Genomic DNA, 15,533 nt, shown 5'->3' with positions numbered 1-15,533 from the left:
AAGGCCCAATGGACTTGCCGACGCCGATCGTGGAGACGAACTGGCTCGCCAGACATCTCGGCGAGCCGGACCTTGCAGTCGTGGACGGCTCCTGGCGGCTGCCCGGCCAGGGCCATGCGCGCGAGGACTATGAAAAGCGGCATATTCCGGGCGCGGCGTTTTTCGACATCGACGCGATCGCCGACCGCGCGACGCCTTTGCCGCACATGCTGCCCGCGCCGGCGGACTTCGCGCGCGCCATGGAGACGCTCGGGATCAGCTCCGACGATCGCGTGGTCGTTTATGACGATGCAGGCCTCTTCTCGGCCGCGCGCGTGTGGTGGACCTTTCGCGCGATGGGTCATGACGCGGTCGCGGTGCTGAACGGCGGCCTGCCGAAGTGGATCGCGGAAGGGCGCGTGCTGACCGACGCGCCGACGCGACCGCGCAGCGGCGCGTTCCGCGCGCGCCTGCGGCCCGAACTCGTGCGTGACGCCGCGGCGGTGCGCGCCGCGCTCGCCGACGGCGCGACGCTGGTGCTCGACGCCCGTCCCGCCGGCCGCTTCGAAGGTCGCGACCCCGAGCCGCGCGCGGGCCTCAGGTTTGGCCATATGCCCGGCGCGAAAAACCTGCCCGCCGGCGAGATCGTCAATTCCGACGGAACCATCAAGCCGCCCGAGGCGCTCGCCGCCCTGTTCGAGGCGCGCGGCGCGATCCCCGGCAGACCCGTCATTACAAGCTGCGGCTCGGGCGTGACCGCGGCGATCCTGAGCCTTGCGCTCGCCCGCCTTGGCCGCGAGGCGCATGGGCTATATGACGGGTCCTGGGCGGAATGGGGCGCGGCGGACAACGATCCCGCCCTGTTTCCGGTGGTCGGCGCAAGCGAGCCAAAGGAGCGGCGCGGGTGACGCGAACCGTCGAGGTGGTCATTACCTATCTCGAACAGAAGGAGCGGCCGGTCCTGCCGACCCCGCCGCGCCCGCTCTGCAAGGTCGCGCTCCTGCGGGCGGAAAAGCCGCCGACGCATTTCTACCGCTATCTCTATAACGCGATCGGCAAGCCTTATAACTGGGTGAGCCGCCGGCATCTCTCCGACGAGGCGCTCGCGAAGATCATTCACGATCCGGACGTCTACATCTACGTGCTTTACGTGAACGGCGCGCCGGCGGGCATGGCCGAGGTCGACCTGCGCGAGAGAAAGACGGCGGAGCTGAAATTTTTCGGGCTCGCGCCGGAATTTCACGGCCGGGGGCTGGGCCGCTATTTTCTCGCCAACGTCATCGACCTCGCCTGGGCGCTGGGGCCGGAGCGGCTGCGGCTCGAGACCTGCACCCTCGACCATCCGGCCGCGCTGCCCCTATACCAGAAGCTCGGCTTCGTTCCCGTCGACCAGCGCAAGGGTCTGGTCGAGCTCATCGAAGACTAAGGTCAACCAGGGCCCGCGGCATGAAGGAAGAAACCAAGCTGATCGTCGCCGGCAGGCCGCATCGCCGCCCCGCGCACCCGGTCAATCACCCCGTGGAGCGGGCGTCCACCTATCTTTTTCCGAGCTATGACGATTTTCTGGAAGGGGCGAAGAACATCACCTACGGCCGACTCGGCACGGCCAATCACCGCGCGCTCGAAGAGACGGTGAACCTGCTCGAAGGCGGCTACGAGACGCGCCTCGCCCCGTCCGGCCTTCAGGCGATCGTCGCTTCGGTTCTAGCCTTTTGCCAGGCCGGCGACCAGGTGCTCGTCTCGGACGCGGTCTACGATCCCACGCGGAAGTTCTGCGATCGTTTTCTGAAGCGCTTCGGCGTCGAGCCGATCTATTATCCGCCGCTCATCGGCGAGGACCTCGCCGATCTCGTCACGGAACGGACGAAAGTCATTCTGGCGGAGTCGCCGGGCTCTCTCACCTTCGAAGTGCAGGATTTGCCCGCGCTGGCGCTGGTCGCACGCAAGACCGGCGCGCGCCTGGTCGTCGACAACACCTGGTCGGCAGGCGTTTACTGCAAGCCGATCGCGCTCGGCGCGGCGGTGAGCGTGCAGGCCGGCACCAAATATCTCGTCGGCCACGCAGATTGCCTGATCGGCTCGATCGCCAGCGCCGACGAAGAGACCGCCAGGGCGGTGTTCCACGCGCTCCTGCAGCTCGGCGCGAACGTGTCGGCCGACGACGCCTGGCTCGCGCTGCGCGGGGCGCGCACGCTCGCCGCGCGCCTCGCCCGCCATCAGGAGACGGGCCTCAAGCTGGCGAAATGGCTCTCCCGGCGCCCCGAGGTCGAGCGCGTGCTGCACCCCGCGCTCAAGTCCTGTCCAGGGCACGCGATCTGGAAGCGCGACTTCACGGGCGCGTCGGGCCTGTTCGGCGTCGTGCTCAAGCCTGTCGGCCTTCCTGCGCTCAAGGCGTTTTTCAATGCGCTGAAGCTGTTCGGCATGGGCTTTTCCTGGGGCGGGTTCGAAAGCCTGTGCGTGCACGTCCATCCTGAACGTTATCGCACGGCCGAACCGTGGACGGAGGAATGCCCGGTCATCCGCATCCATGCGGGCCTCGAAGACGCCGACGACCTCATCGCCGACCTGGAACGCGGCTTTTCCGCCATGGCCGCGGCGAAGACATGAAGACGACCGGAGGGGCGCCATGACGTTGCGCGGATGGAGAAGAATCGTTCTTCCGGCGGCGGCTCTGTCGGCCGGCGCCTGCGCGACGACGCCGGGCGTCGTCGAGATCGTCAGCGAGCCCCCCGGCGCGCTCGTCGTCGTCGAAGGCTATGGCGAGTGCGAGACGCCCTGCACCATCGGCCTCGACGGCCTGCGCGAAGTGACCGTCGCCAAGGCCGGCTTCGTGCCGCAACGTTTCGCGATCGCGCCGGGCGCCGGCCGCGTGCAAGTCGCGCTGGAGCTCGCCGCGCCGATCGAGGAAGTCGACGAAGAAGTCCTGCCGGATCTCTAGAGTTCGACCGCGCGGCGATAGGCCGGGCGCGCGACAAGGCGCGCCCGCCACGCCGCAACGCGGGGCGTCATGGCCTCCTCGACTCCGAGCGAGAGCGCCAGATGCAATGCATAGCCGACGCAGATGTCGGCCATCGTGAACCGATCCGCGCAAAGATAATCCCGCCCCTCAAGCCCCGCCTCGACGCTGCGCCAGCGCCCCAGAAACCAGGCGCGATAGTCCTCGACCACCTGCGGCTGGCGGCGCTGTTCGGGCTCCAGCGCCGAGTAGCGCAGAACGAGAGTCAGCGGGAAAGTCAGCGTGGCGTCCGAACGGTGCAGCCAGTTGACGTAAAGGCCGTAATCCTTCTCTTCCGGCGCGACGGCGAGCGGCGTCGGCCCGTATTTCTCGCCCAGATACTGGCAGATCCCGGCGCTCTCGGTGAGCACGAGCTCGCCGTCGACGAGCGCCGGCACGGTGCCGAGCGGATTGACGGCCTTGTAATCCTTGTGGAAGATCCGCGGCGGAAACTGCATCGAAACGAGCTCGTAATCGAGCCTCATCTCTTCAAGCGCCCACACGACGCGCATCGAACGCGCCTGATTGCAGTGATAGAGCTTCATGACGCCTGCGGCGGGTCGATTACCTGAGCGGACAGCTCGACGGTGGCCTCGCCTGAATTATCCGTTTCGACGCATTCGGCGACGTCGTTGTCGACGTCGGCGACGGCGCGAAACCGGATCGCGCCCTTGACCTCGCCCGACGGCTGGAGAAGCGGCGCGAGCTCGCTCACGACGATGTTGACGATATTTTCCTGCGTCTCGCCGGGCGCGATCCAGTAAGTATCGGTCACGCCGTCCACGGTCTCGACGACCGCGCCGGCGAGCGAGCGCACCTGCGCCGTATAGGAAAGCCGCGAGCCCTCGGCCGCGACCCCCCCGTCGTTCTTCATGACGACGATGAAATCGACCATGAGCACGTCGTCCGCGACGGAGTTCTGATCGAGCCCGGTCATGGCGAACACATTCGACAGCGCCGGCGCCAACCCGGTGAGATTGGGCTTGTCCGCGCATGCCGCGCCGGCGTCGCCTTCCTGCGCCCCGGCCGCCAGAACCGCCGAAATCGATACGCAACAGGCCGCCGCCGCCGATTTGAAGCCAAATCGCATGCGCGCCTCCGTCCGTTCGGGGAGAGACTACGCCGCATCGCCGGCCATGTCACGCGCCGCGCGCCAGTGCGCGCGCGGCTTGCTGCGATGCGAGGAGCGCCGCATAGTCCTTTTATGGTCCGTCCTCTCGACTTCGACTCGACCCGCCTTCCTTCGCCGCATACGGGCGAAAGCCACGAAGCGTGGCGGCGGACCGTGCGCGCTTTCGTCGATCGCGAGATCGCGCCATATGTCAACGAATGGGACGAGCGCGGAGAATTTCCCCGCGCGCTGCACCGCAAGGCCGCGGAAATCGGCCTCATCGGCCTCGGCTATCCGGAGGACTATGGCGGGACCAGCGACGGCGTGGACGTCTTCCACAGCCTGATCGCGTCGGAAGAACTCGCCCGCGCCGGCGCGGGCGGCCTCATCGCCGGGCTGATGACGCACGGCATCGGCCTGCCGCCGATTCTCGCGCTCGGGCCGGAGGCGCTCAAGCGCCGCATCGCGCCGCCGGTCCTCGCAGGCGAGAAGCTTATCGCGCTGTGCGTGACCGAACCGTCCGGCGGTTCGGACGTCGCGCGGCTGAAGACGCGCGCGGTCCGCCGGGGCGACGTTTACATCGTAAACGGAGAAAAGACCTACATCACCACCGGCATGCGCGCCGACTATCTGACGGTCGCCGTCCGCACCGGCGGAGACGGCGCGGGCGGCCTGTCCTTTCTGCTGATCGAAGCGGATCGCAAGGGCGTCTCCCGCGCGCCCCTGCCGAAGATGGGCTGGTGGATGTCGGACACCGCCTCGATCCGCTTCGACGACGTCGAGGTTCCCGCCGAAAACCTGATCGGCGCGGAGAATCAGGGCTTCGCCGGCATCGTCGCCAATTTCAACATGGAGCGGCTGTCCATGGCCGCGCAGGCGATCGCCTTCGCGCGCGTCTGTCTCGCGGACGCCGCCGACTGGGCGCTCGCGCGCGAGACTTTTGGCAAGCCGCTCGCCAAGCATCAGGTCATTCGTCACAAGCTGGCCGAAATGCTGCGCAGCGTTCTCGCCGCGCAGGCCTTTCTTGATCACTGCGCCTGGCGGGTGAAGAACGGCGTGACGCCCGTCGCCGCGCTCGCGCTTCTCAAGACGCAGGCGAGCCGGACGATGGAGTTCTGCGCGCGCGAGGCGATGCAGATTCTCGGCGGCGCGGGGTTCATCCGGGGCTGCCGGGTCGAGCGCATCTATCGCGAGGTTCGGGTGATGGCGATCGGCGGCGGCTCGGAGGAGATCATGCTCGACCTCGCCGCCCGCCAGAGCGGCCTTTGAGGCGGACGCGATCGCCGCCAGGCGATCCCTCGCTTGACGCCCGCCCGTCCGCGCGGGCAGCATTCCTTCTTCGTCACTGGCGACATCCCATGAAGGTTCCGACATGAAGAAGCCGCAGGACTGCCGGTCCATGAACGAAGCGCGCGCCGAGATCGACCGCGTCGACAGCGCTCTCGTCGATCTGCTCGCCGAGCGCTGGACCTATGTGGACCGCATGTGGGCGCTCAAGCGCGGCCAGGGCGAGGAAGCGAACGTGCCCTGGCGCAACCGAGAGGTGATCGAGAAAGTGCGCGCGCGCGCCGAGACCCGCGGCCTGCCGCCGGAGATGGCCGAAGCCCTGTGGCGGCAGATCATCGGCTGGGGCATTCAGTATCAGGACGAAAAGTTGCGGAACGGCTGAGAGCGCGGCGCTCGTCATCCGTCGGCAAGGCCGAGCCGCGCGAGCGCCGCGTCGAAGCGGCTAAGCTGCGCAGGCCAGGCGTAGTCAGCCTTCATGCGCGCCCGCGCCGACGCGCCGATGGCGTCGCCGCGCTTGGGATCGTTCAGCAGCCTGAGCACGGCGTCGGCGAAAGCGTCGGCCCCCTCCGCGACGACGATCTCCTCCCCGGCGCGGACCGCGAGGCCGGCGGCGACCTCCGGCGTCGCGACGAGCGGGCGGGCCATCGCCATCGCTTCGAGCGCCTTGTTCTGCACGCCGCGCGCGAGGCGCAAGGGCGCGACGATGACGCGAGCGTGCTGCACGAAGGGGCGCACGTCGTCGACCGCGCCGGTCACGACGACGCCGCGCCGTCGTCCGGCGAGTCGCCGCGCCCGGCCAGCGGGGCGCGCGCCGACGACCGCGAAACGCGCTTGCGGCGCGCGCGCGCGCACGCGCGGCCAGACTTCGCGGACGAACCATTCGGCCGCTTCGACATTCGGCCGGTAATTCATCATCCCGACAAAGACGACGTCAGCGGCCTGCGCCGGCGCGGGCCTGTCGGCGCGGGGGGAGAAATAGTCCGTATCCACGCCGTTTCCGAACCAGTCGCAGGCGCGCGTGAGGCCGGCGCGCGCATTGATGATCGCGGCCTCCGCCGGGCTCGCCGCGAAGGCCGCGTCCGCCCGGTTGACGATCGCCGTTTCGGCGGCGGCCAGCCGTTCGGCTTCGCGCGCATAGACGGCGCGCATGAGGCCGTCCGTCCCGGCGGCGTACTGGCGCCATTTCTCGGAGTCGGCGTCGCACAGATCGACGAGCAGCGGCCGGCCCGGAACCGGTTCGCCGACATAGCCGGCCATCGCGGAGGAAAAGACGATCTCCGCCGCGAGCGGGCGCGCGCGCAGCGCGCCGACATGGCGGCGCATTCGTCCGTCCTCGAACCAGGCGAAGGTGAAGGCCCGCCCGCGCAGGACCGCCGCGCCCGCGCACAGCCGCGCGACCCGCGGATCGAGCGGGACGAGAACCGCGCTCGCGCACGCGCTTTCGAGAAAAGCCTGATGGCGCAGGTCGCGCCGATCGTCGGCGAAAGCCGCCAGATGCACGCGGAAGCGCTTCGTCAGATGTTCGAGCAGCCGCCAGGAGCGGATCTTGTCGCCCTTGTCCGGCGGATAGGGGACGCGATGGGCGAGGAACAGCACTTCCGGGCGGTCGGTCATGGGGCCAGTCGTCACGCGAGGCGGCGGGCGAGCGCCGGTCCGGCGGCGTTGGCGAACGCCAGCGGCAGGCGCCGCCACAGGGCAGACGCAACGGCGAATTTCGGGTTGGCGGGACTGACGTTCGGCGTCCGGCGCGCGGCGAGCAACGCGTACTGATAATCGAGCGGCTGCGGCGCGAAGCCCCAATGGGTCTTGTAGGCGAAGGAGCCGGAGCCGACGCGGCTGCGTCCGAAATCGAACACGCGCGCGCCGCGCGCCGCGGCCCGGCGCATCTGCGTCCAGTATGCGTAATCGAAAGCGCGCAAGGCCCGCGCCGCGCGCGTCGCGCCGACATAATAGGCGATGGCGCGCTCGCGGAAATAGAAGGTCAACAGGCTCAGCGTCGGCCGTCCGTCGGCCTCGACCGTCATGATTTCCGCCGCGTCGCTGAACTGCGCCAGCAGCGCGTCCAGAAAGCGGCGCGGAAAGACCGGGGTTCCGTGATCGCGCAGGCTGCGCGCGTAAAGCCGGTAAAAGGCCTCGGCGTCGCCGTCGAAACGCGCGCGCAGGCGGCCCGCCGCCGCCAGGGCGAGCGCCTTTCTGAGCTCGGCGCGCCGGCGGCGCGGAATCGCCTTCAGATGCGCTTCTTCGTCGGCCGGGATCGTCCCTTCGAAAGCAGCGTAGACGTCGCTTTTTACCTTCCAGCCGTCGAGCGCGACGGGCCGGCTTCTGAGCTCCACATAGCGCGCGCGGCGCGCGCGGCCTGCCGCGATCGCAGCCTCGGCGAGGGCCAGATGCGCCTCTTCGTCTTCGGCGACCGGCCCGCCCCCGGTCGCAAAAGCCGTCGAGACGAGCGCGCGGCCGAATAACAGACTTCTCACATCCGTAAGCGGAAGAACGCCGACGACGCGCCCGCCCCGCAGCGCCATCAGGTCGCACGTCTCATAACCGTAGGCGGCGCGGGCGGCGCGCCCCCAGCCATAGCGGTGAAAAAACGTCGCCTGCGGACAGCGCTCGACGAAAGCATCCCAGCGAACGGCGTCGGCTTCGCCGGCCGCGACGACAGCGAGCGGCGCGGGCGCGCTCATGCGGCGGCGCGCGACGGCGCGAGGCCGAGCGCGTCGTCGATCCGTACCCATTGGAAATCGGCGAGCAGCCGCCTGAGACGACCTTCCATGCGGTCAAGATTAAGATAATGCCGCAGGCGCGCTTTCAGGGATGCGCCGGCGATGCGCGGCTGGTCGGGATCGATCTCCCAGGGGTGGAAATAGAAGACGACCGGTCCGCCCGCGCTCGCCGCCGCGCGCCGCAGAAGCGCCCTTGAGGCCGCGTAGGGCATGGCGCGGAACCATCCGCCCCCGGCGCAGCTGACGCGCCGACCGAAAATCTCCGCCGTCGCGACCGGCGCCTCGACGAGGGCGCGCCCCGTCAGGGGACGGAACGGCTCGCGGGGCCCGCGCGGATCGCCGTAATGATCGTGCGCGACGGGATGCGCGCTCGACGAATAGAGATAGCCGGCGGCGGCCAGCGCCTCATAGGCCCAGGGCGCGCGCGCGTCGATGGAGAAGCCGGGCGCGCGATAGCCGGCGACCGCGACGCCGGCGAGGTCTTCAAGAAGACGCTTCGTCTTTGCAACGTCCTCGCGAAACTGCGCCGGCGACTGATCGAAGACTTTCCTGTGATCCCAGCCGTGACTTGCGATCTCATGCCCGCGCGCGGCGATTTCGCGCACGAGGCCGGGCGCGCGTTCGGCGATCCATCCGAGCACGAAGAAAGTGGCGCGCGCCCGGCTCTCTTCGATGAGATCGAGCGCGCGACGCGTCGAGGCTTCGACCCGCAGCGGAAAATCCTCCCAGCGGGCGCGATCGATGACGGAAGAGAACGCCCAGACCTGAAAGTAATCCTCCACGTCGACCGAAAGGGCGAAACGCGCCGGCGCGCCAGGATTGTGATCCGTGTAAAGACTATTTTGCATCGGAGTCCTTGCCCCGCAGGCAAGCAAGCAAGGCCGAAGCGCGTTCAAGCCTTTCGGCCAGTTCGGCCCGGCGCGCCGCGCGCCGGCGCGCCATCTCGCCCAGCTCGCGGCGCAGGCGCGCGGCCTCGCCATGGGCCGATTTCAGCTCCTCGCGCGCGGCGCCCAGCGCGGCGGCGAAGCCCTCGCGCCAGCCCTTCGCGCCGGGCGCGGGCGGCGGCTCGGACGCCGGCTCGTCGTCTTCGGCCGGCGCGGCCGTCCCGAGCCCCGCCGCTGCGATCGCCTCGGCCACATCCTCGAGCGTCGCCGGCCGCGGCGCGCCGCTCTCGCGCGCCTGGCGCGCCCGCAGGCGGTCGAGCACGCTCGTCATGCTCTCGGCGGATGCGACGTCGGAAGACGCCTCGTCCGCCCTTTTCGCCGGCGCGGCCCCGGCGCGCCGGGAGTCGTCCGCGCGCGGCGCGTCGAGCTTGCGCGCGGCCGGCAGCTGCACGACGACGCCGCGCCCGCCGGCGGCGCCCTGCGCCTGAGTCTGCGTCTGGGCCTGCGCTTCGACGGGGCGGCTCTCTTCTTTTCGCTCCGCCGCTTCTTCCGCGCGGGTCTCCTCGGCGGAGAACGCCTCCGCCGACATTTCGGCGCGCACGCGCTCGACGAGCGCCGCGTCGATCGCGTGAACGTCTTCGAGCGCGCAGTGCAGGAACAGGCGGTTGCAAAGCGTGTTGATCTTGCGCGGCACGCCGTCCGTCGCCGCATGGATCGCGGCGAAGGCGTCCTCGCCGATCGCCGGATCGTCCGCCCACCCCACGACCGAGAGCCGGTGCAGGATATAGGCTTTCGTCTCCGGCGCCGCGAGCGGTTCGAGATGATAGCTCGCGATCACGCGCTGGCGGAACTGCTCCATCTCCGGCCTGGCGAGCAGTCCGCGGAACTCCGGCTGGCCCACCAGAAACACCTGGAAAAGCGGCGTGCCTTCGTAATCCATGTTCGAGAGCATTCTGAGCTCTTCGATGGTCTTCGGCGGCAGGTTCTGCGCCTCGTCGACGATCAGCAGCACGCGGCGGCCGCGATTCATCTGGTCGAACAGGAAATCCTCAAAGGCTTCGATCTCGGCGCTGCGGCCGGACCCCGCCGGCTCGATCCGGTAGGCGGACAGAATATGCGCCATCAGCGCGTCGGGTTCGAGCGTCGAAATCAGCAGATGCGCGGCGACGACATTGGAGCGGTCGAGCTGGTCGAGCAGATGGCCGATCAGCATCGACTTGCCCGCGCCGATCTCGCCGGTGATGACGATGAAGCCTTCGCCCTGCCTGAGGCCGTAATGCAGATAGGCCATCGCCTTGTTGTGGCTGCGCGAGCCGAAGAAGAACTTCGGGTCGGGATTCAGCCGGAAAGGCGAGCCGGAAAGTCTGAAACGCTCCTCATACATATCGAACCGAACCTGACGCGGGTTAGAAATCTATCGTTAGCCCCGCGGTGACCGTGTTCTCGGCGTATTCGAGCAGCGCAGAGTCTGCGAAACGGTTCGTGCGCCCATATTCGGCGAAAGCCGACACGTTCTTGTAGACGCGCCAGGAAAGCCCGACGTCGCCGCCCGCCGTTTCAGTGCGCCCGTTGTTGAGGGCGAAAGCCTCGCAGGCCGCGACCGGATCGAACAGCGGATCGTCGACGTCGAAGCCGAACAGGAAGGGATTGGCCTGACAGACCGCCGGGTCGAAATCGGTGTCCGCATGCCGATAGAACGCCCGCGCATAGGCGGTCAGCCGGCGCGAGACCTGCCGGCGGACGTCGAAGGTCGCGCCGTATACGGTGTTCTGACGGAAGCCGAAATCGCTGTCCTGATAGTTCCCGCTGAGGCTCAGCTGCAGCCGGTCATAGGCGCCGGCGAGGCGCGCATAGGCGCTGTCCGTCGTGCTGAAACCGAAGGTCTGGGCGTTCACGCCGCCGCGCGCGAAGCGATTGGCGGCCTGGATGACCCCTTCGGGCGAGAGCGCCTGGCCTTCGCGCAGACGATCGGCGAATTCCAGCGTCTGGCGCTGCAGCGCGCGCTGCTCCCCGCTGACCGCCTGGGCGCGCGTCTGGAACGACCGGTTCGCGCCCGCCGTGAACTGAAAGCGGCGGGAAAGCTGATAGGCGACGGTCGCGTCGACGAAATCGTCGTCATAGCGCCGCCCGTACTCGATGCGCGCGGTCAGCTTGCGGCCCGGCTGGGCGTAGAATCCGGCGCGCCAGAACACGCCCGAAAGGTCGCCGTCGTCGAACAGGCCGGGAACGGTCTCGGTGTCGATCTCGTCATAGCCGACCGCGCCGCTGAGGGCGAAGCGGTCGCTCAGGAAGTACTGCGCCGCGAGCGAAGCCGAGCCCTGCTCATATTCGAAATCGGGCGCGAAGGCCGAGCCGTCCTCGACGGTGCGGTTGGCGTAGGCCGTCGCGGTGAAACGCAGCCGGTCGAACATCCGGCCGCTCTCGAAGGAAGCGACCGCCTCATGCGCGCTGGAATCGTTGAGAAGTCCGCCTGCGAACGGATTGGCGCCGGCGCTATCGTCGTCGATATAGACCTGGCTGAAGCGATAGCGCAGCTCCGCCGCAGACGCGTTCGGAAACTGACGATAGAGATAGGGGCTGGCGGCGAAGCTGTGCACGTTCGCGCGCTGGCGGCGCGCGGCGTTGACGTTGGACGAAAAGCGCGCGTTCTCGCCGAGAAGCTGGCGCGAGGTCTGCCCCGAGACGTCCACGTAAAGAAGGTTGTCGACGACGGTCGTCGTCGTCGTCGCGGCGATGTCCTGGTTGACGACGAAATCGCTCCCCTCGCCGATATAGGAGAAGTCGAGATCGCCGTTGACGATGCCGGTGAAGCGCGGCGAAGACCAGATCGCCGCGCCGCTGAACAGGGTCGAGCCGATGAAGGAGCCTTCCTCGAGTCCGTCGGGCGCGAGCTGAATGTTGTCGGTGTAGCTCACGCGCGGGCTGACGCTGGCGCCGTAGCCGAAGTAATCCGTACGCAGACGAAGCGGCGCGGACGGCCCCGAGACCTGCGCGATCGCGCTCGACGCGGCGAGCGCCGCGCAGCCGGCCAGAAGACCCGCGCGCCAGCCGGGCCGGGTCCGGGCCGGCCTTCGCGTCGCGCCGATCCCGCCCCGCGCCGCTCTCTCGACGGGGGGCGTATGCGCCTGCGCGGGCGGCCTGCTCCCTGCGCCCCTTTCAGAGGAGGCGCCGGCGGGGATCTTCGAGGCCGGTCCCGCCGAAACGCCCCGGAATTCACGCCGTCTGGTCATCGTTCGCTCCCCTCGCCTTCTTTCGCGCCCGCCGCCTGGCCGGCCTCGCCATAATCGCCATAGGCCTCGTAATAGGACGCCGCGCCGGCGATCAGACACCGATTCAGCAACAGGCTCACATTCGGATTGACGTCGAGCAGCTCGTCGAGGGCCGCCCCGGCGGCCGGCGCGCCGGTCGCGTCGGCCTCCACGACGAAGACGACCTCGTCGACGAGGCGCGCGAGCGCGAGCGTTTCGGCGGCGGCGAGAACCGGCGGCGCGTCGATGACGACGATCCCCGCCGCATAGGCGGCCGAGAGCCGGGCGAACGTCTGCTCGCCGGCGGGGGTTTCGAGCAGCGCGGCGATCTCCTGCGCGTCCTCGCCTTCCGGCATCAGGGCCAGCGGCGCCTGGCGGGCCTTGAGGCAGACGAGATCGGGCTCCAGCGTCGGGGCGCGCAACAGATCGGCGAGGCCGAGCGTCGGGGCGAGTCCGAACAGGCCGCGCAGCTTCGGCCGGGGCGCGTCGCCGTCGACGAGCAGCACCGGAACGGCTTCCTCGAAGGCGAGGCTGAGCGCGAGATTGGCCGCGCAGAAGGTCTTGCCTTCCCCGGCGCGGGTCGAAGCGACCAGCACGAGATTGCGCCGCCGCCCGCCGCCGCGCCGCGCAGGCCCCCGCGCGCGTCCCGCGCCGGCGCGCCCGAGCCGCCGTAGCAGCCGGCGCTTGACCGCGCGCAATTCCAGCGAAAGCCGGCTCGACCGGTCTTCCGGCGTATAAAAGCCCTGGCGCGCGAGCGCCTCGAAATCGAGATCGAAGGCTTCGGGCCGCGCGCCGCCGCCCGAGTCCGCGTCCTCTCGCGGAACCGACGCCGGCCGTCCGGCGGCCAATTCGGCGGCGAACAGGCCGCCGGCTTTTTCGACGACGCCCATCAGCGCAGCCCTCCCTTTTCGGCGAGCTGCGCGGGTCCCGCCGCGTCGGCCGGCAGGCGCAGAACGTCGAGATAGACATAAGCCGCCGCGGCGAGGACGAGCCCGGCGCCGGCGCCGGCGAGCCGCAGGAGATCGAGCCGGCGCGCGCGCGCGCCCGCCGCCGACGGCGCCTCGCTGATCGCGCCCAGCACCGGCAGGCCGAACGCCGCTTCGAGATCGGACCCTTGCGTGAAGGACCGGTCGAGCCGCACGGCCAGCATCGCGACGCCGAGGCCCGCCGCGATCGCCAGGACGAGCGCGCCGAGAATGAGCGCGAGCCGGGGCGGCGAGGCCGGGCGCAGCGCCGACGTCGGGCGCTCGAAGATGCGGTACTCGACCCCCTGCCCGCCTGCGCCGAGGCTCGTCGTCAGCATCAGCCGGTCGCGGCGCTCGACGAGGTCTTCATAGCTTTTGCGCGTCTGTTCGTAATCGCGGATGAGGCGCTGCAGCTCCGCCTCGACGCCCGGCGCCTGACCGAGGGTGAAGGCGAGCGCTTCGAGCTCGCCCTTGAGCGCGGCCTCGCGCGCGGCGAGCGCCTCGACCTGGCCTTCAGCGGTCGCAAGCTCGCCGGCGAGGCGGCGGTGTTCCGGATTGCTCGGCAAGGCGCCCGCCGCCGACTCGATCTCGGCGATGCGCGCCTTCACGTTCTGGATGTCGGGATATTCCTCCCGGTACTGACTGCGAAGCTCGGCGAGTCGCACCTTCAGCGCGTCGAGCTCCTGCTCGGAGGTGGTGCGCGGCGTGCGCGCGAGCACGTTCCGCAGGGACAGAACCCGCTGGCGCTCGCGGGCGAGATCGTCGGTCACGCGGGCGAGCGCGAGCTCAAGCTGCTCGCGCCGGCGCAGATCGCCTTCGGCCGCGACAAGCTCGTCGGCGTGCCGGCGGCGAAACTCCGCCGCCGCGCGCTCCTTTTCCGTCAGGCGCGCGTCGAAGCGCGCGATCTCCGCGTCGAGGAGCCGGCGCGCCTCCTCCTTTTCCTGAAGGCTGGCGCCGAGATCCTGCTCGATCAGCAGATTGACCACCGCGTCGACGACATTGCGAGCGACGTCCCTGTCCGGAAACCGATAGGAGATTTCGAAATACATCTCCTGCGGGCTTTCGATCCGGATGTCTTCGGCGACGGCGTCGATGAGCTTTTCCATCGCCGCGCGCCGTCCGAGTTCGGAGCGCGCCCTGATGGTCGCGTCGAGACCCGAGCGATAGATGATCTCCTCCACGTTCGGGCGCGACAGAAGCTGCTGGCGCATCACCCGGACCCGGCTTTCATAGTCGGGCCGCGCGGTGACGCCGCTCATCACCGGTTCGAGGATCGATTCGGTCTGCACATAGACCTGGGCGCGGGATTCGTACCGGTCCGGCAGCAGCCAGACCGCGAACCAGCCGGCGAGCGCCGCCGCCCAGACGGCGCCGGCCGCCAACCAGCGCCGCCGCCACAGGCCGACGGCGTAGCGGATGACCGGACGGGGCAGATCGGCGAAATCGAACACGCTTACACCTTCGCGTCGCCGGCCCTGCCGGGCCGGCGCCCCTTCAGAACACGCTTTCGGGGATCAGGATCACGTCCCCGGGCAGCACCGGCACGTTGGCCGAGATGTCGCCCTTGCGCAGAAGATCGTCGAGCTTGAGCCGGTAGGACTGGCGGTTTTCGCCGGTCCCGCGGATCAGCACCGCGCGGTTGCCGGCCGCGAATTCGGTGAGGCCGCCCACGGCGACCATCACGTCGAGCACCGTCATGCCGGCCTGGAACGGCAGGGCGAGCGGGCGCTGCGCCTCGCCGAGCACGCGCACCTGCTGGTCGAAGGTGCTCGAAAAATTCGACACGATCACCGTCACCTGCGGCTCGCGCACATATTCGCGCAGGACCCCTTCGAGGTCCTTGGCGAGCTGGGACGGCGTCTTGCCGGCGGCGACCATGTCGTTGACGAGAGGCGTCGAAATGCGCCCGTCGGGCCGGACGGTCACGTTGGCCGAAAGCTCGGGCGCGCGCCAGACGAAGACTTCGAGCTGGTCGAGCGGCCCGATGAGATAGTCGGGCGCGGCGGCGTGGGCTTCGGCGGCGGTCGCGGGCGCGGTCTGAAGCTTGCCGGCGCTCAACAGGCCGGAGGACGCGCATCCTGCAAGCGCCAGAACGGCGACGACGCCAGCGCACAGGGCGGCGAAACGGCGATAAAGCATGGGAATTCCCCCTTCAGCGTGAGCAGCGAGTTCCATGTCCGCGGCGCCTTGCCGGCGGCGCGGGGGTCGGCCGCGCCAGTCTACTGACTCAGCAAGTCTTTTGCCACGCGCGTTCGGATATCGGGATTCGGAAACCGGGAACCGGGGATCGCGCGCCGGCGGACGGCCAGCGGCCCGCGTTTTCTCCCCTCGCAGCGGGCGGGCA

16 protein-coding genes are annotated in these 15,533 nt (G+C 69.3%); 6 read left to right on the top strand and 10 right to left on the bottom strand.

The genetic code is table 11. The annotated features are described in order from the left end of the window. Positions 1-8 precede the first annotated feature (8 nt). From sseA to CHB64_RS08275, 4 genes are read left to right on the top strand one after another with little or no spacing between them, the layout of a single operon-like run. The gene (gene sseA, locus CHB64_RS08290) at positions 9-887 is read left to right on the top strand and encodes a 3-mercaptopyruvate sulfurtransferase (protein ID WP_089412156.1); all 879 of its coding nucleotides are present in this window, start codon (positions 9-11) and stop codon (positions 885-887) included. Further along, positions 884-1,405: a GNAT family N-acetyltransferase gene (locus tag CHB64_RS08285; protein ID WP_159462450.1), complete on the top strand. Its 522-nt coding sequence runs from the start codon at positions 884-886 to the stop codon at positions 1,403-1,405. Before sseA ends, CHB64_RS08285 begins: the two co-directional genes overlap by 4 nt. A 20-nt stretch (positions 1,406-1,425) precedes the next feature. Further along, positions 1,426-2,586 (top strand): cystathionine beta-lyase, encoded by a 1,161-nt coding sequence (gene metC / locus CHB64_RS08280; protein WP_089412154.1) that lies wholly within the window; start codon positions 1,426-1,428, stop codon positions 2,584-2,586. 19 nt (positions 2,587-2,605) lie between these two features. Further along, on the top strand, positions 2,606-2,917 hold the full coding sequence (locus CHB64_RS08275) for a PEGA domain-containing protein (protein ID WP_159462449.1): 312 nt from the start codon (positions 2,606-2,608) through the stop codon (positions 2,915-2,917). Here the strand turns inward: CHB64_RS08275 and CHB64_RS08270 are convergent. Next, positions 2,914-3,519 carry a glutathione S-transferase family protein gene (locus CHB64_RS08270; protein WP_089412152.1) on the bottom strand — a complete coding sequence of 202 codons (606 nt, stop codon included), beginning with the start codon at positions 3,517-3,519 and terminating at the stop codon, positions 2,914-2,916. The genes CHB64_RS08275 and CHB64_RS08270 overlap by 4 nt on opposite strands. After that, entirely contained in the window at positions 3,516-4,064 is a 549-nt protein-coding gene (locus CHB64_RS08265; RefSeq protein ID WP_089412151.1) for a hypothetical protein, read from the bottom strand. Before CHB64_RS08265 ends, CHB64_RS08270 begins: the two co-directional genes overlap by 4 nt. Before the next feature lie 114 nt (positions 4,065-4,178). Between CHB64_RS08265 and CHB64_RS08260 the strand changes: the two genes are divergently transcribed. After that, positions 4,179-5,354, top strand: coding sequence for an acyl-CoA dehydrogenase family protein (locus tag CHB64_RS08260; RefSeq protein WP_089412150.1), 1,176 nt, complete (start codon positions 4,179-4,181; stop codon positions 5,352-5,354). Between the two features lie 103 nt (positions 5,355-5,457). Further along, positions 5,458-5,754, top strand: coding sequence for a chorismate mutase (locus tag CHB64_RS08255; RefSeq protein ID WP_089412149.1), 297 nt, complete (start codon positions 5,458-5,460; stop codon positions 5,752-5,754). A gap of 14 nt (positions 5,755-5,768) precedes the next feature. Here the strand turns inward: CHB64_RS08255 and CHB64_RS08250 are convergent, their stop codons facing one another. From CHB64_RS08250 to CHB64_RS08215, 8 genes are read right to left on the bottom strand one after another with little or no spacing between them, the layout of a single operon-like run. Beyond that, positions 5,769-6,986 (bottom strand): TIGR03087 family PEP-CTERM/XrtA system glycosyltransferase, encoded by a 1,218-nt coding sequence (locus CHB64_RS08250; RefSeq protein WP_089412148.1) that lies wholly within the window; start codon positions 6,984-6,986, stop codon positions 5,769-5,771. 11 nt (positions 6,987-6,997) lie between these two features. Continuing rightward, positions 6,998-8,053 carry a FemAB family XrtA/PEP-CTERM system-associated protein gene (locus CHB64_RS08245; protein WP_159462448.1) on the bottom strand — a complete coding sequence of 352 codons (1,056 nt, stop codon included), beginning with the start codon at positions 8,051-8,053 and terminating at the stop codon, positions 6,998-7,000. Continuing rightward, the gene (locus CHB64_RS08240) at positions 8,050-8,940 is read right to left on the bottom strand and encodes an XrtA system polysaccharide deacetylase (RefSeq protein WP_089412146.1); all 891 of its coding nucleotides are present in this window, start codon (positions 8,938-8,940) and stop codon (positions 8,050-8,052) included. The genes CHB64_RS08245 and CHB64_RS08240 overlap by 4 nt, the downstream gene beginning before the upstream one ends. Beyond that, the gene (locus CHB64_RS08235) at positions 8,930-10,360 is read right to left on the bottom strand and encodes an XrtA/PEP-CTERM system-associated ATPase (protein ID WP_089412145.1); all 1,431 of its coding nucleotides are present in this window, start codon (positions 10,358-10,360) and stop codon (positions 8,930-8,932) included. The genes CHB64_RS08240 and CHB64_RS08235 overlap by 11 nt, the downstream gene beginning before the upstream one ends. 22 nt (positions 10,361-10,382) lie before the next feature. After that, on the bottom strand, positions 10,383-12,206 hold the full coding sequence (locus CHB64_RS08230) for a porin family protein (protein ID WP_089412144.1): 1,824 nt from the start codon (positions 12,204-12,206) through the stop codon (positions 10,383-10,385). Next, a complete protein-coding gene (locus CHB64_RS08225; protein ID WP_089412143.1) occupies positions 12,203-13,114 on the bottom strand; it encodes a P-loop NTPase family protein in 912 nt (303 codons plus the stop codon). Before CHB64_RS08225 ends, CHB64_RS08230 begins: the two co-directional genes overlap by 4 nt. Beyond that, complete coding sequence (locus CHB64_RS08220; protein WP_089412142.1) at positions 13,114-14,640, bottom strand: XrtA system polysaccharide chain length determinant; 1,527 nt, start codon at positions 14,638-14,640, stop codon at positions 13,114-13,116. The genes CHB64_RS08225 and CHB64_RS08220 overlap by 1 nt, the downstream gene beginning before the upstream one ends. Positions 14,641-14,683: 43 nt before the next feature. After that, positions 14,684-15,328 carry an XrtA/PEP-CTERM system exopolysaccharide export protein gene (locus CHB64_RS08215; protein ID WP_089412141.1) on the bottom strand — a complete coding sequence of 215 codons (645 nt, stop codon included), beginning with the start codon at positions 15,326-15,328 and terminating at the stop codon, positions 14,684-14,686. Positions 15,329-15,533 lie beyond the last annotated feature (205 nt).

The organism is Amphiplicatus metriothermophilus (genome assembly GCF_900199215.1).
In the GTDB taxonomy this organism is placed as follows: domain Bacteria; phylum Pseudomonadota; class Alphaproteobacteria; order Caulobacterales; family Parvularculaceae; genus Amphiplicatus; species Amphiplicatus metriothermophilus.
Note: the sequence above shows the minus strand (reverse complement) of the source record. Positions and strands in the feature narration are given on the sequence as shown.